At 66.0% G+C, this 14318-nt stretch carries 13 protein-coding genes; 5 read left to right on the top strand and 8 right to left on the bottom strand.

What is annotated here, in order from left to right:
* The first annotated feature begins 11 nt into the window (after positions 1-11).
* Together WKR98_RS00765 and WKR98_RS00760 are read left to right on the top strand one after the other, a co-directional pair.
* Positions 12-1049: an SMP-30/gluconolactonase/LRE family protein gene (locus WKR98_RS00765; RefSeq protein WP_341431751.1), complete on the top strand. Its 1038-nt coding sequence runs from the start codon at positions 12-14 to the stop codon at positions 1047-1049.
* A 54-nt stretch (positions 1050-1103) separates the two neighbouring features.
* Complete coding sequence (locus tag WKR98_RS00760; RefSeq protein WP_341431750.1) at positions 1104-2090, top strand: Bug family tripartite tricarboxylate transporter substrate binding protein; 987 nt, start codon at positions 1104-1106, stop codon at positions 2088-2090.
* 57 nt (positions 2091-2147) lie between these two features.
* On the opposite strand, the gene WKR98_RS00755 is transcribed toward WKR98_RS00760, so the two are convergent.
* The 4 genes from WKR98_RS00755 to WKR98_RS00740 form a co-directional block, all read right to left on the bottom strand.
* Positions 2148-3098: an amidohydrolase family protein gene (locus WKR98_RS00755; protein ID WP_341431749.1), complete on the bottom strand. Its 951-nt coding sequence runs from the start codon at positions 3096-3098 to the stop codon at positions 2148-2150.
* A 2-nt stretch (positions 3099-3100) separates the two neighbouring features.
* Positions 3101-4084 (bottom strand): Bug family tripartite tricarboxylate transporter substrate binding protein, encoded by a 984-nt coding sequence (locus WKR98_RS00750; protein WP_341431748.1) that lies wholly within the window; start codon positions 4082-4084, stop codon positions 3101-3103.
* A 55-nt stretch (positions 4085-4139) separates the two neighbouring features.
* The gene (locus tag WKR98_RS00745; protein WP_124691389.1) at positions 4140-5078 is read right to left on the bottom strand and encodes an amidohydrolase family protein; all 939 of its coding nucleotides are present in this window, start codon (positions 5076-5078) and stop codon (positions 4140-4142) included.
* A gap of 281 nt (positions 5079-5359) precedes the next feature.
* Entirely contained in the window at positions 5360-6142 is a 783-nt protein-coding gene (locus WKR98_RS00740; protein ID WP_124691388.1) for an IclR family transcriptional regulator, read from the bottom strand.
* Positions 6143-6279: 137 nt separating this feature from the next.
* Between WKR98_RS00740 and WKR98_RS00735 the strand changes: the two genes are divergently transcribed.
* Entirely contained in the window at positions 6280-8226 is a 1947-nt protein-coding gene (locus WKR98_RS00735) for an FAD-dependent monooxygenase (protein WP_341431747.1), read from the top strand.
* Position 8227: 1 nt separating this feature from the next.
* Here the strand turns inward: WKR98_RS00735 and trxB are convergent, their stop codons facing one another.
* The 3 genes from trxB to WKR98_RS00720 are packed head-to-tail and all read right to left on the bottom strand — an operon-like array spanning position 8228 to position 10941.
* Positions 8228-9214 (bottom strand): thioredoxin-disulfide reductase, encoded by a 987-nt coding sequence (gene trxB, locus WKR98_RS00730; RefSeq protein ID WP_341431746.1) that lies wholly within the window; start codon positions 9212-9214, stop codon positions 8228-8230.
* 34 nt (positions 9215-9248) lie between these two features.
* Positions 9249-10229, bottom strand: coding sequence for a Bug family tripartite tricarboxylate transporter substrate binding protein (locus WKR98_RS00725; RefSeq protein WP_341431745.1), 981 nt, complete (start codon positions 10227-10229; stop codon positions 9249-9251).
* A 13-nt stretch (positions 10230-10242) separates the two neighbouring features.
* Complete coding sequence (locus WKR98_RS00720) at positions 10243-10941, bottom strand: GntR family transcriptional regulator (protein ID WP_124691384.1); 699 nt, start codon at positions 10939-10941, stop codon at positions 10243-10245.
* 115 nt (positions 10942-11056) lie between these two features.
* Here WKR98_RS00720 and WKR98_RS00715 point away from each other — a divergent pair, with 115 nt between their 5' ends.
* Both WKR98_RS00715 and WKR98_RS00710 read left to right on the top strand, forming a co-directional pair.
* Positions 11057-12532 (top strand): thioredoxin family protein, encoded by a 1476-nt coding sequence (locus tag WKR98_RS00715; RefSeq protein WP_124691383.1) that lies wholly within the window; start codon positions 11057-11059, stop codon positions 12530-12532.
* Positions 12533-12537: 5 nt separating this feature from the next.
* Positions 12538-13062: a UGSC family (seleno)protein gene (locus WKR98_RS00710; RefSeq protein WP_341431743.1), complete on the top strand. Its 525-nt coding sequence runs from the start codon at positions 12538-12540 to the stop codon at positions 13060-13062.
* On the opposite strand, the gene WKR98_RS00705 is transcribed toward WKR98_RS00710, so the two are convergent.
* Positions 13059-14312 (bottom strand): PepSY-associated TM helix domain-containing protein, encoded by a 1254-nt coding sequence (locus WKR98_RS00705; protein WP_341431742.1) that lies wholly within the window; start codon positions 14310-14312, stop codon positions 13059-13061. The two genes, WKR98_RS00710 and WKR98_RS00705, sit on opposite strands and share 4 nt — an antisense overlap.
* Positions 14313-14318 lie beyond the last annotated feature (6 nt).

Genomic DNA, 14318 nt, shown 5'->3' with positions numbered 1-14318 from the left:
GGGCCGGTGTGATGCGCACGAAACCCGCGCCTCCCTATCCGTTGTCGCGCGACTTCCGGATCCAGGTGACTGAGCTGAGGCCGGCCTTTGACGGTCTCAAGAGTCCCGAGTGCATCCTGTCGAACCAGGAGGGTACGTTCCTGATGTCGGACCGGCGCGGGGGCTTCACGGTGATCGGGCCGGACGGCCGCGCCCAACTGGTTCGCGGTGTTACGTCGACCGGCGGCGCGCTGCATGCCAACGGGATTGCGCTGCGCGGCAACGGCAGGGTGCTGGTCGCCCACCTGGGCGACACGGATGGAGGTGTCTACGAGCTGGGCGTCCGCGGGCCGGCCGTGCCCATCGTTACGCAGTTGGAAGGCCGGCCGCTGCCGCCGACCAATTTCGTGCTGGAGGATGCCTCCGGCACCGTGTGGTTCACGGTCAGCACCCGCCTGATTCCGCGCATGCAGGCCTGGTACCCGGACGTCGCGGACGGCTATATCGCGGTGCATGATGCCAGAGGCACCCGGATCGTGGCTGACCGCCTGGGCTACGCGAACGAGTTGGCGTTCTCGCCGGACGGGCAGTTCGTATACATCAACGAAACCCACGCACGGCGCCTGACGCGGTTTCGCCTGCTGCCCGGTCCGGAGCTTGCCGATCGCGAGACGGTATGCAGCTTTGCCCCTGGCGACCAGCCCGATGGCGTGTGCTTCGATGCGTTCGGCGGCGTTTGGGTCACATGCATCGTCAGCAACAAGGTCTATGTCGTGCGTCCCGATGGTGAATGCCAACTCGTACTTGCCGACACGGACGACGCTCACGTGCGGCGCTACGTGCGCGATTTGCAGGAGCGGCGCTTGCAGCGCGACAGCATCTGGACCTGTGGCGCGAGCGCGCTCGGAAATGTGTCCAGCCTGTGTTTCGCAGGACCCGATCGCAAGACTGTCTACCTCGGCTCTCTGCTGGGCGAGCGCGTCCTGCGCTTCGACAGTCCCGTGCCTGGAATGGTGCCGCTGCACTGGAGCCGGCGCTTCGCGTCGGGTCCCGCTCCGGACCTGCGGTAGGTCTGGTAAGCGAAGTAGGCCGTGCGCGCCCCGATCTTTTTTTGGAGAAATCCGATGCCACGTCTTTCTCAGTTTTTTCTTGCATTCCTTACGGTCGTCGGCGCGTTGATCCCAGGCGCCAGCCGAGCCGAGCAGGCCTGGCCCCAAGGCACCATCCGCGTCATCGTGCCCTTCGCGCCCGGCGGGTTGACCGATGTGATCGGGCGTACGCTGGCCAACGAGTTGGGGCAGTCGCTGAAGGTGCCAGTGATCGTCGAGAACAAGTCTGGCGCGTTCGGCCTGGTCGGCACCGAGTATGTGGCGCTTGCCAAACCGGACGGCAACACGCTGCTCGTCGGTGGCGGCATCGTCGCGCTGGCGGATGCCCTGTACCCGAAGCTGCGCTTTGATCCACGCAAAGACCTGACGCCGGTCTCCATGATCGAGCGCAACGGGCTGTTGCTGGTCGCGACGAACGCCGACGAACAAATGCGAAACGCCAAGCTGGCGGATCTGCTTACCGCAGCGCGAGAGCGTCCGGCGAGTCTCGCGGTGGCCAGCTTCGGTTCGGGCAGCATCAGCCACATGGCGCTCGAAGCACTCGAGTCCAGTCAGCGCGTGGACTTGCTGCACGTTCCCTATCGCGGCACGGCGCCGGCCATGCAGCACTTGATCGGCGGCCAGGTTCCGCTGATGTTCGACAACAGCGTGACGGCGCTCCCCCAGGTCCGGGCGGGTAAGATCCGCGCGCTCGCGTACACAGGCAGTCAGCGGCTGCCCCAGTTGCCGGACGTGCCGACGTTCCTGGAGCTTGGGATGCCCGAGATGAATGTCTACAACTTCTTTGGCTTGTATGTGCCGTCTGGCACTCCGGTGGCCATCGTCGAACGCCTGAATGCCGAGGCCAACCGGATCTTCAGTACGCCGCAGGTGATCGCCAAGTTCGCCGAGATGGGCGCCGAACTGCATCCTGGTTCGGCGGGGGATTTCGCGCGGTTCCTGGAGGGAGAGCGTTCCCGCTGGGGAAGCCTGATCCGGACGCGGGGGATCCGGCCCGAATGATGACGAGGGTGCCGGCGTCGGTAGGGCGGTCTACAAGCTGAAGCCTGGAGCAAGACATCACGCCCCAAGCCGCAGCAGCCGCCTGGCGTTCCCGCTTTCGATCGCCGTGCGGTCCTCCGGCGGCAACTCGAGCCTGTCCACCTGCTCTGCCGCATGCCGCAACGGGAACCGATCGTAGTCGCTGCCGAACAGGATCTGGCTGACGGGAACCCGGCTCATGAGCAGCGCCATCTGTTCCGGCGAATAGGCCTGCGCGCACTCGAAATACAAGCGGCGGAACTCGGCGGTGATGCCTTCGGGAAACAGTTCGGCCATGCGCTCCGGTCCCACCTTGACCCAGCCCGAGAAGCCTTCCAGGCGCGCGATCAACGGAGTGAAGGCGCCTCCACCGTGGCAGAACACGAACTTGATGCGCGGGTGCTTGCGTAGTGTTCCGGTCACCATCAGGTGCAGGATCGTCCGGGCCGTGTCGAAGGGATATTCCAGCCAGGCATCGCTCAGGTGCGGCGCCTGGTAGTCGAGGATGCCGCAATCGCAGGCGCCCGCCCATCCTTGCGGATGCACGAACACCACGGCCTCGCGGCGATCCAGCTCGTTCCAGACAGGTTCGAAGGCGGCGTCTCCCAACCACGAGCGCGAGTAATGGGTGATCAGGCCGATGCCGTTCGCTTTCAATACGTCGAGTGAGTATTCGATCTCGCGCAGTGCGCCGTCCACGTCCGTCAGCGGGGGCGGCGATGCGAACAGGCCGAAACGTTTGTGCCGTCCCTGGACGATCTTCGCACCGAATTCGTTGAGCATGCGGGCGCGATCGCGCGCCGCCTGCACCGTCTCGGCGGCGACCGGCCCGGGCCACCCCATCGCCATTGCCACGCCCGCCGCGTCCATCTCGCCGATCGCCTTCTCGGGTGTCCAGTCAGGCTGGCCGCGCCCGCCCGGTGCGTTGAAATGATGGTGCACGTCGATCTTGCCGGACGCGGTCGTGTCCTTCTGCTCAAGTGCGCTCATGATTACTCCTTGGGAATGACCCCACTGGCCACGAGCGCCTTGTTGCTCTCGGATTCCGCACGGATCAATTTCGCCATCGCATCCGCGGTCCCGACGCGCACCTCCATGCCTTGCTCGGAGATACGTTCGCGAACGGCAGGCTTGTCCATCGCCTTCAGCAGATCGGACTCGACGCGGCGCGCCACCGCGGGCGGAATGGCGGCCGGCGCGACGATGCCGAACCAGTTTTTCAGGTCGAACCCCGGATAGCCGAGTTCGGCCGCGGTCGGGACGTCGGGCAGAATGCTGGCGCGCGTGCGGGTGCTGACAGCCAATGGAATCAGCTTGCCTTGCCGGATGAGCGGATAGGCCCCGGAGATGCCGGACCACATCGCGTTCACCTGGTTACCCGCCAGGTCCACCAGCGGCGACTTGTTGCCGTAAGGTACATGCAGGAGGCGGATGCCCGCCATCTGCTGCAGCCGGAGCATCGACCGGTTGTGCACCGATGCAGGTCCTTGCGACGCATAAGTCAACCCATCCGGAGCCGCCTTGGCCTTCGCGACGAAATCCTTGAGGGTGCGCACGCCCAGTTGAGGCGGCACGACAAGAACGACGGCTGCATCGACCGCCTGGGCGATCGGCTTGAGGTCGGCCATCGGCCGGAACGGCAGCTTGTCGTTGACGTAGGGCAGCATGGTCAGCAGGGAGTCGGACGCCAGCAGGAGCGTGGTCCCGTCGGCCGGCGCACGCACGACCTGGCTTGCCCCGACCACGCCATTGGCACCGGGTCGGGATTCGACGATCACCGCCGTGCCCCCGCGGACTTCTTCCAGGCTCTGCGCGATGGTGCGCCCCAGGAGGTCGGGCACCGATCCCGGAGGGCCGGTCACCACCAGCTTCACGGGCTGGGTCGCGTAGGCATCGTTCGGCGCGGGCTGTGCCACGGCCGCTAATGCGGCCAGCGCGGAACACGCGCCCATGGCCATCTTGAAGATCGGTGTCATCCATGTCTCCGGGGGTTTTTTAGAGGTGATCGGCGGGCCGGACAGGCCGGACGCGTCAAGCGCGCCAGCGCGGAAACAGCTGCGCTGCGTTTCCTGAGCGTAGTTGCTGTTTGCGGTCCTCGGACCAAGGCAGTGCGGCAATGCCGCGCGCCGCGGTGGTCATCTGGTCCTTGGGGCCGAATGGGTAGTCGCTGCCGAACAGCAGACGGTCCATCCCGACTTCGGCGACGAGCGCATCGAGCGTGGTCGGCGACAAGGACAAGGCGCAATCGAAATACAGTTTGCGCAGCTCCGCCGAGAACCCTTGCGGGATTCGCTCCCGCAAGGCGGGCTTGTTGGTGGTGAGCAGCTCGACCCGCCCCGCCAGGTAGGGAATGGCGCCCCCCGCGTGCGAGAAGATCCAGCGGATGCGGGGATAGCGGGTCAAGACGCCGGCAAGCACGATGTCGGCCACCGCGCGGGTGGTGTCGAACGGAAATTCGAGCGTCGACGGCGACAGGCCGGCGACCAGCTGCATGCTGGCCGGCGCCGTGGGATGGACGAACACCACCGCGCCGCGTCGATCCAGTTCCTCGTACAGGGGATCGTAGAGGGCGGATCCGAGGTAGTGCCCGCCGTGATGGGTCAGCACGCACACGCCATCCGCGCCCAGGCGGTCGAAGCCATGCTCCACCTCGCGCAGGCTGGCGTCGATATCCGGCAACGGCAGCGCGGCGAAGAAGCCGAACCGCCCCGGGTGGTCGGCGCCGATCTGCGCGGCCAGCTCGTTGCACCAGCGTGCCAGCGCGGCGGCCGGTGCTGCGGCCAGCGGAGCGAAGCCGGGCGCCGAGATGGAGTTGATGGCCGTGCGGATGCCCGCCGCGTCCATGCCCTGGAGGGCGCCTTCCACGCTCCAGGGCGGCAAGCGCGTCGATGAACCTTGCGCGGTGATGTAGGCCTCTCCAACTTCCTGGACGTACCGGGCAGGGAGGATGTGCTGATGGACGTCGATCATGTTGAGGTCTATGCCTGGAGCCGAGTCGGTTCAACTAGGCATCTTTTGAGTTTCTAATTCTGAGATTATTGCATCAATAATTTTGATTTTTCAAGAAAAAATATCTAAATTTGATATTTCATTGATTTGGTCGGGGCCGATGCGGTGAGCAGACGCATGGGCTACGGGGTCTCTGGACGAGAGCGCAGGACGAGCCGGGTCCCGCAGGACGGGACGGTCTGCGTGCAGGGCACCTGATCTGGAAAGATGTCGCGGCTCGGCCGGGGCCGGGCGAACCGCCGTTACGCCGGTGTCTCTACCGCGGCGGCCTCGTCCGCTGTCCTCGGCGACTGGGCGAGGCGGCCGGAGATCTCGCGCGCACGCTCCATCACCAGGTTGCCGAGCCGGTCCGTGTCCAGGAATTCGCCGTGCGGGAGTTGCAGGAGAAGAGTCAAGGCGCCCGCCACCCCGCCCTCGGCGTTGAAGAGGGGGGCCGCCACGCCGGCTACGTCGCTGTCGACCTCGCCTTTCGAGACATAGAAGCCGCGCTGGCGGATGGTTCGGAAGTATTTGCTGAATTCGGGCCAGTCCTGCCCCAGCGCCTGCACGTCCGGCTCGTTCCCGTGGTCGTCGAAGAGCCGCTTCAATCTGGCCGACCCCAGGTGCGCGAGAACGACCTTGGACGCGGCGCCGCGAAACGGCGGCAGCGCGCGGCCTCTGCCGAAGCTGGCGGAGACGTGCGCGCGATGTTCGTCCTGATGGATGTTCACCACCTTGTCGCCGAAGACGCCCGACAGCATGGCCGAGCATTGGGTTTCTTCGGTCAGCCGGGCCATGACATCACGTGCGGCAAGCAGCAGCGGGTCTGATCGCCGGCTGCGGTAGTCCAGTTCCATGATCCGGGCACCGATCGCGTAACGGCCCGACAACCGCGATACCAGGCCCGTTTCGGTAAGCCATCTCAGGTAACGAAAGGCGGTGGGTCGAGAAACCGCCAGCAGATCGCTGACCTCCTCGGCACTCAATGTGGTTCGCTCCTCGGTGAAGAGGTCGAGCACGTCGAAGACTTTCTGGAACTGGGACATGGCCGCAGTTTACTTGAGGCTCATGGGCTCAGTCGGACTAAGGGTTAAGTATTGAAATTTGATACTAAAAGTCTTTTTGTTTTAAATTTACAAATGATAGTATCTATTTTTGATACTTAATGGCAGTAAGTCTACCCATGACGCAGCCTACCCGTGCCGCCCCCGCCACAGGGGATAGCGACCTGCATCGGATCCCGCCGCTCGGCGCCGACCTGTTGGCAACCCATCCTTTCACCCCTCCGCCGGAACTCGGCGGCCGGGGGGCACCGCATCCACACCCCGTCGTGATCGTCGGTGCCGGGCCCGTCGGACTCACGCTGGCGCTGACGCTGGCGCGTGCGGGCGTGCGATCCGTGGTGCTCGAGAACGACGATCGCGTCTGCGGCGGCAGCCGCGCCCTGGGCCTGTCACGGCGGACGCTGGAAATCTGGGACGCCTTGGGGGCGGCTGAGCCGGTGGTGGCGTCCGGCAAGCAGTGGAACGGCGGGCGCAGCTTCTTCGCCGGGCGGACCATCCTGCAGTTCGAGATGCCCGACGACCCCGCGATACGGCATCGTCCGATGCTCAACCTGCAACAGTGCTACTCCGAGCACTTCCTGGTGTCCAGGGCAGCGATGTCGCCACTGATCGATCTGCGCTGGCAGAGCCGCTTCACGGGTCTGCACCAGGAAGGCGACACGGTTCGGCTCGAGGTCGAGACGCCGCAGGGTAGCTACGCGTTGCAGGCGAGCCATGTCGCCGCTTGCGATGGGGCACGCAGCGCCGTGCGAGCGGCCATGGGGCTCAAGCTGGAGGGGACCTCCTACGAAGCGGATTACGTCATCGCCGATATCGAGATGGATACCGATGCCCCGACCGAGCGGCGCTGCTGGTTCGACCCCCCTTCCAATCCGGGGCTGAGCGTGTTGATGCATGGCCAGCCGGGTGGAGTCTGGCGCCTGGACTATCAACTGGGCGCGGGAGAAGATCCGAAGGGTGCCGTCGAGCCCGCACGTGTGCGACGACGCATCCAGGAACACCTGGACTACATCGGAGAGAACGCCGCATGGCGTCTCGAGGATGTGAGTCACTATCGCGTTCACAGCCGTTCGCTGCGCAGCTTCCGTCACGGCCGCGTGCTGTTTGCCGGCGACGCGGCCCATCTCATGCCCATCTTCGGCATCCGCGGCCTGAATTCGGGCGTCGAGGACGCGTGGAATCTCGGTGTCAAACTGGCGCAGGTGGTGCAGGCCACGGCCCCGGAGGCGCTGCTGGACGTGTATTCGCAGGAGCGGCTTGCGGTCTTCGAAGAGAATGCGGCGGCGGCGAACCGCAACGCTGCCTTCATGACGCCGCCTTCGGCGGGCATGCGGCAGGCTCGGGACGCGGCCCTTGTACTGGCGCTTGGCGATACGCCCCTGCAGGACCTGCTCAATCCGCGGCAGGCCGCCTGCGTACCGCTGCGGCAGTCTCCCCTGTCCACGCCGGATTGCGACGAATGGAAGGGCGGACCCGCTCCGGGCGAAGTGCTTCCCGATCTGCAGTTGCCCACGCTGCCGCAAGGCCATCTGCTGGCGGCGATCTCGACCCGTCCGTGCGCGATATGGTTTCGGGATGCGGCCGGCACTGGTCTGACCGAGGCAGCGCTGCAACGACTCGGCCTGGACGTCATCGTCGTCACGGAGCACGCGCCGCCTGCGGGCGGCGAAGGGGTTCATGACCCTGACGGAACATTGCGTGACCGGATGGCGGCCGATCCCGGCACCCTGTATCTGGTCCGGCCGGACCACAACATCGCGGCGCGTTGGAAACGGCCGGACCTTCGCAGCGTGCGAGAGGCGGTGAATCGCCTCGTCCTGGCCAAGATACCGAACCAGGAGTCGACATTGCCGCAGCCTGCGCTCAGCGCGGCCGAGCGGGTGTACAACAGCTTGGGCGAGCTGCTGGACCGTGCGTCGAACAAGCTGGAAACCCTTGCGGCCCTGGCGCTGCGGCTAGGCGCGGACTTGGGCGACGCCGCGGTCTTCGAGCGGGCGGTGCAGGCGGTCGAGACCGCACAGGATGCGCGCCAGCGCGCGCGGCCTGCGCCGGGCGCGTCACACTGATTCACGCCGCCATGGTGACCGGTTCACTCACGCCACCGGGCCCTTCCAATTCCAGGAAGCGCTGCGCGTCGAGCGCGGCCATGCAGCCGCTTCCCGCGCTGGTGATGGCTTGGCGGTATATGTCATCCTGGACGTCGCCGGCCGCGAATACGCCGGCGATGCTTGTCATGGTGGCGAACCCATACCGGGATGTGCCGGTCACGACATAGCCGTTGCGGGTTTCGAGCTGGCCGCGAACGATGTCGGTGTTGGGATGGTGGCCGATGGCGATGAAGCAGCCTTTCAAGGCCAGTTCCTGTGTCTGGCCATCGACGGTGCTTTTGATGCGCACGCCCGTCACGCCGCTCTCGTCTCCCAGGATTTCGTCGACGGTCTGGAAGAGCTGAAGGCGGATCTTTCCGCTCGCCGCTTTCTCAAGTAGCTTGTCGACCAGGATGGGCTCGGCCCTGAATTTGTCCCGGCGATGGATGAGCGTTACCGTGCGGGCGATGCCGGACAGGTAAAGAGCCTCTTCCACGGCGGCATTGCCGCCGCCCACCACGCACACATCCTCGCCCTTGTAGAAGAACCCATCGCAGGTTGCGCAAGCCGAAACCCCGCGGCCGGCAAACGTTTGCTCGGAGGGCAGGCCGAGGTATTTCGCCGATGCGCCGGTTGCAAGGATCAGCGCGTCGCAGGTGTAGGCGCCGTTGTCGCCGTGCAGGGTGAAGGGGCGGCTTCCCAGTTCGACGCCATGGATATGGTCGTAGGCCATGGTGGTTCCGAAGCGTTCGGCGTGCGTCAGGAAGCGCTGCATCAGTTCCGGCCCTTGCACGCCGGCGTGGTCGGCCGGCCAATTGTCCACGTCCGTGGTGGTCATCAACTGGCCGCCGGGGGACATGCCGGTAATGACCATCGGCCGAAGGTTCGCGCGTGCCGCGTAGACGGCCGCCGTGTAGCCGGCGGGGCCGGCCCCCAGGATGATGACGGGGGCGTGTCTTTTTTCCATGGCGTGTCTCGGTTGGTGAGGATGTTCTTCCTGGTCACTTCAGGGCATTGGCGGCGCCCGAGATCCGGACGAGTTCCGCGGATTTCCTGATTTCGGACTGAAGGAACTGGTCGAATTTCGTATCCGTCAGAGAGGAGGGCGCTGCGCCCTGGGCGGCAAGCTTCTCCTTCACGTCTTGCGACTGCAGGGCTTTCTGGATATCGGACGCGAGGCGTTCGATGACCGGTTTCGGGGTTGCCGCGGGCGCGACGAGGCCATACCAGAAGTCGTACTGAAATCCGGGCAATCCCGATTCCGCGACGGTGGGCGTGTTGGGAAGCGCGGGCGAACGCGCCGCGGTGCTGACCGCCAGGGCCTTGACCTTGCCCGTGTTGACCAGCGGCAGGGTGGCGCCCAGCGGAGCGAAAAAGTACTGGACGTTGCCGCCCATGAGATCGGTCAAGGCTTCGGGCGTGCCCTTGTAGGGGACGTGGGTCGCTTCGACCTTGGCATCGAGATTGAAGAGTTCGGTGGCCATGTGGCCGGCACTGCCTACGCCGGGCGAGGCGTAGTTGTATTTGCCCGGATTGGCCTTGAGCAGCGCAATCAGTTCCGACACGTTCGTGGCCGGCACGCCTGGGGAGGTGACCAGCACGCTGGGCACGACCGCGACCAGGCTGACGCCCCGGAAATCCTTGGCGGTGTCGAAGCGCAGCTTGTCATACAGGGCCGGGTTGATGGCGTGCCCATTGGCGGTCATCAGCAGCGTATAGCCGTCGGGCGCGGCGGCGGCCACGAACGCTGCCGCCAGCGTGCCGCCGGCGCCCGGCCGATTGTCCACGATCACCGGCTGCCCCAGGCTCTGGCCCAGCTTCTCGCCGACCAGGCGGGCCAGAATGTCGACCTGGCTTCCGGCGGATAGCGTCACGACGATTCGTACGGGGCGCGACGGATAGGTGTCCTGCGCCGATGCGGTGCCTGCGGACAGGCCTGCAACGGCAAGAAGCGGAATGAAGCTGCGGCGGAACGGCGACATGGTGGCGACCTCTTCAAGGTTGGCTGGGGGATTCCGCTCCTGAAGCCAGTTCAGGGTGGTCCAGCAGGTCGTGCACTCGCTCGACGTGGCGGTGCACTTCTTCGACGGCATCGTCGATCCGTTCGGCCGTCAGCAGGTCGACGATGCGCCGATGTTGGGCAAGTGCGTCATGGACCCGCTGGCGGCGGGCGGGCAGGCGATGGCGCAGCACGCGCACCTGGTCGGAGATTTGCCGATAGGCCGCGACCAGCCGGGAGTTGCCGCACATCGCCACCATCGTTTCGTGGAACTGGGTGTCGAAGGTCTCGATCATGCGGAAGTCGCCCGCTTCGATGGCGAACGCCATGTGCGCGACAGCCTTGTTCAGTTCCATCACCAGGGACGTCAGGCCGGCAGCCGCCGCGACACGCAGGGCGCCGGCTTCGAGCAGCCCGCGCATCTGGCAGATCTCGGCGATGTCTTTCGGCGAGGGATCGAACACATAGGTGCCGCGTTGCGGATAGCTCACGACCAGGCCCGCGGACCGCAACTCCAGAAGCGCCTCGCGCACGGGCGTACGGCTTATCTGATATTCCAGTGCCAGTTCCTTGTCGGACAGCATCTGCCCCAGCCCGAGTTCGCCGCTGACGATGCGGGCGCGTATCAAATCCGCCAATTTTCCCTGTTGAGAGGCCGGCGGAGTGGCGGTGGAAGTCGTGTCGGATATGGTCATGGCGCGGTGCTTGTTGACGTCTGGTGGATGTGAATCTAGTATATCAGTTGGAAGCCGTCAATACGTGATTTTGCGAAACAACAGGTACTGAGCAGGTGCCATCCGAGGAGTCGCCATGTCTGACATATCAGAAGCCAAGCATTTTGCACACGAGGCCGTGGAGGACGGCTACGTTCTTTTCGTCAAGGAGGCCTGCGAGACCTGCGCCATGTTGCGCCCGGTATATCAGCAGCTCCTCTCCGCAGGGTTCAACCTGAAGGTCTTCGTACAGGACGATCCGGCGTTCTACGAAGGGCTTGCGCCCATCGACGACACCCGCCTGGAGTCCTCGTTCCGGTACGACGTGGAAACCGTGCCGACCCTGATCAAGGTCGAAGGCGGCAGGGAGGTCGGACGCGAATTCGGCTGGCAGCGCGATGCGTGGCAGGCGCTGACGGGCCAGCCGGACCTGGGGGGAAGCCTTCCCGCGTGGCAACCGGGGTGCGGCTCCAAGAGCCGCGAGCCGGGCGTGTACGAGCATCTGGTCGAAGCCTTCGGCGATCCCGGGCTGCAGGCGCGCCGCATCGAGGTGGACCACTGGGACGATCCGGTCGAGCGCTGCTACGACCGGGGCTGGAGCGATGGCTTGCCCGTGGTGCCGCCGACCGACGCACGCATCCTGCGCATGTTGTCCGGGACCTCGCGCCGGCCGGATGAAATCGTGGGGCTGGTGCCGCCCAACCTCGCGCCCTGCAGCGTTGAAAAAGTCGCCATCAACGCGGTCCTGGCCGGCTGCAAGCCCGAGTACATGCCCGTGCTCCTGGCCGCGCTGGAGACCGCGCTGGAGCCCGTCTTCACCATGCACGGCCTGCTGTGCACCACGTGCTTCTCCGGCCCCATCGTGGTGGTCAACGGCCCGATCGCCAAGCGCATCGGCATGAACTGGGGCATCAATGCCCTGGGCCAGGGCAATCGCGCCAACGCCACCATCGGCCGGGCCCTGCAACTGATCATCCGCAACGTCGGCGGCGGGATTCCCGGCGAGCTGGACCGCTCCACGCTGGGTGGCCCGGGCAAGTACACGTTCTGCTTCGCGGAAGACGAGACCGATCCCAGCTGGGAACCGCTGTCCGTCGCGCGCGGCATCGCGCCGGGCAAGAGCGCCGTGACCCTGTTCCAGGGCGACGGCATCCAGGGCTTCATCGACCAGCGTTCGCGCACGCCGGAGGAACTGACCCGTTCGTTCGCGTCCGCGCTGGTGGCCGTCGGCCATCCGAAACTGGCCCAGTTCACCAACGCCATGCTGGTGCTGTCGGCCGAGCACTACGAGATCTACAGGAAGGCCGGCTGGGACCGCCAGCGCATCACGGCCGAACTGCACGCCGCCTGCGTGCGTCCCGCCGAAGACCTGGTGCAGGGCGCCCACGGCATCGGCGAAGGCATCCATCCGAGCCGCAAGGACGAAGGCGGCGTACCGAAGTTCTGGGACGACGGCCTGCTCATTGTCCGGGCCGGGGGCCAGGCGGGCCTGTTCTCCGCCATTCTCTGCGGGTGGACCGGCGGCCGTTTCCGCGACGAGTCGCAACCCGTCACCCGTGAAATCAAGGAGTAAATGCCATGTACGAAAGCGTTCTGCGGGACCCTACCCCCGAATTGGCGTCCCTGCTGCGGCCTCGCAAGGCCCCGCCCGCGTCGCTGGAAGGCAAGACCGTCGCCTTGATGGATATCGGCAAGATGCGCGGCGACGAATTCATCGACCGGCTGGAGCAGCTTTTTGCCAGCGTGGGCGTGGCCACCCGCCGCTACAAGAAGCCGACCAATACCCGCACCGCGCCGGTGCCGATGATTCAGGATATCGCCCAGAACTGCGACCTCGTGGTCATCGCGCTGTCCGATTGCGGCTCCTGCACCTCGTGCAGCACGCATGACCTGAACGACCTGGATCAGCGGGGGCTGCCGGGGGTAAGCGTGCTGACGACCGAGTTCCGCGATGCCTTTGCCAAGCAATGCGCGGCAATCGGCTTCGAAGGGGCGTCGCTTTATGTGCCGCATCCCATGCAGAACCGCACGACCGCGGAACTGCACGGTCTGGCGGAAGAATCGTTCGAAAGCATTCTTGCCAGCCTGACCGCTAGTGCCTAAGGCCGCATGCTGGCGGGCGCGGAAGCTGACTTTGCCCGCCTGCGCGATATTCGCTTGCGCCGCCAGACCAGGACGCCCGTCACGCTCAGCATGGCGACCACCAGCCCCGCCACCGAAACGAGCGCCTGAAGCGGCCAGCCCCACCTCGCGGCCATGTGCAGGCCGGCCAGCCAACTGGTGATCGTGTCGCCGCCGGCGGCGCCGGTGGGAAGCCAGGCCAGGCGCAGCTCGCCCGTGTTGCCATCGAAGGCGACGAGGGTGCGGCCCACGCGCTCGCGCACGTCCAGGCTGCTGCGCACGTAGTAGCTGAACAGCGCGCGCCGCGGGTCGTAGTACAGCAGATCTTCGCGCAGCACGGAGAATCCCCCTGACGAGGCCTGCTGTTCCATCAGCAGCCGGCCGGTCTCCAGTGCCTGGTGCCAGCTCAGGCCGGGCTGATCCTGCGGCACGGCCCGCATCGGCAATGAGCGCGTGGTGGCCTGGAACGACAGGCCGGCGCGTGCCATGACCGTGTCGTACGCCGGTGCCAGGTTGAACGCCACGCTGCTCCACGCGAGAACGAAGAGCATGGCCCAGATCCAGAGGCCGCCCGACCGATGCAGGTCGAACGTGAGCTTGTAGCTGCCGCCATGCCAGCGTACCCACCAGGAAGGCATCCATCGCCGCAGCCAGGACTTGCCGGCCGTGCCGCCGGTCCGCCGCTGCGAGGCCACGGCGGCGGGCAGGGTCAGCCACAGGCCGATGAAGCAGTCCACCGTCCAGAGCAGCGCCGCGGCGCCCAGCATCAGCGTGCCAGCCAGGTCCAGCGCCAGCGAATGATGCAGGCGATAGATGAAGGGCATGACGTACCGGGCCCCAAGTGCGGCTTGCCCGAGCACACGATCGCCCAGTACCTGCCCGGTATAGGGCTGGACCAGCACCTGCGCCACCGGCGAGGCCGGCTTGCCGGTGGCGCCGGGAGCGGGCGCGACAAAGAACACCGCCGATCGGCCTGGAGGCTGGCTTAGCGGTACATGGTTGACCTGCCGCTGCGGGTAGGCCTGCACCACCCGCGCACGCAAGGCCAGGGCATCCAGCGGCTGCGCGGCGCCAGGAGACGGGTGCGCCGTCAGCAAGCTCGGTGCGAGCAAGGCATCCAGTTCGTCGTACCAGGCCAACAGCGCACCGGTCAGGCCCGCGACCAGCAGGAAGCCCGCGGTCGCCAGTCCGATCCAGCGGTGCAGCCGCCCGATCACCGGCCGTAGACGCACGTCGGG

Source organism: Pigmentiphaga sp. YJ18, assembly GCF_038066655.1.
Taxonomy (GTDB): Bacteria; Pseudomonadota; Gammaproteobacteria; order Burkholderiales; family Burkholderiaceae_B; genus Pigmentiphaga.
The sequence above is the reverse complement of the archived record's forward strand: the minus strand, read 5'-3'. Positions and strand labels throughout refer to the sequence as shown.

Coding starts and splice junctions, on each gene's coding strand:
- WKR98_RS00765 (WP_341431751.1), top strand. CDS start 12: ATGCGCACGAAACCCGCGCCTCCCTATCCGTTGTCGCGCGACTTCCGG.
- WKR98_RS00760 (WP_341431750.1), top strand. CDS start 1,104: ATGCCACGTCTTTCTCAGTTTTTTCTTGCATTCCTTACGGTCGTCGGC.
- WKR98_RS00755 (WP_341431749.1), bottom strand. CDS start 3,098: ATGAGCGCACTTGAGCAGAAGGACACGACCGCGTCCGGCAAGATCGAC.
- WKR98_RS00750 (WP_341431748.1), bottom strand. CDS start 4,084: ATGACACCGATCTTCAAGATGGCCATGGGCGCGTGTTCCGCGCTGGCC.
- WKR98_RS00745 (WP_124691389.1), bottom strand. CDS start 5,078: ATGATCGACGTCCATCAGCACATCCTCCCTGCCCGGTACGTCCAGGAA.
- WKR98_RS00740 (WP_124691388.1), bottom strand. CDS start 6,142: ATGTCCCAGTTCCAGAAAGTCTTCGACGTGCTCGACCTCTTCACCGAG.
- WKR98_RS00735 (WP_341431747.1), top strand. CDS start 6,280: ATGACGCAGCCTACCCGTGCCGCCCCCGCCACAGGGGATAGCGACCTG.
- trxB (WP_341431746.1), bottom strand. CDS start 9,214: ATGGAAAAAAGACACGCCCCCGTCATCATCCTGGGGGCCGGCCCCGCC.
- WKR98_RS00725 (WP_341431745.1), bottom strand. CDS start 10,229: ATGTCGCCGTTCCGCCGCAGCTTCATTCCGCTTCTTGCCGTTGCAGGC.
- WKR98_RS00720 (WP_124691384.1), bottom strand. CDS start 10,941: ATGACCATATCCGACACGACTTCCACCGCCACTCCGCCGGCCTCTCAA.
- WKR98_RS00715 (WP_124691383.1), top strand. CDS start 11,057: ATGTCTGACATATCAGAAGCCAAGCATTTTGCACACGAGGCCGTGGAG.
- WKR98_RS00710 (WP_341431743.1), top strand. CDS start 12,538: ATGTACGAAAGCGTTCTGCGGGACCCTACCCCCGAATTGGCGTCCCTG.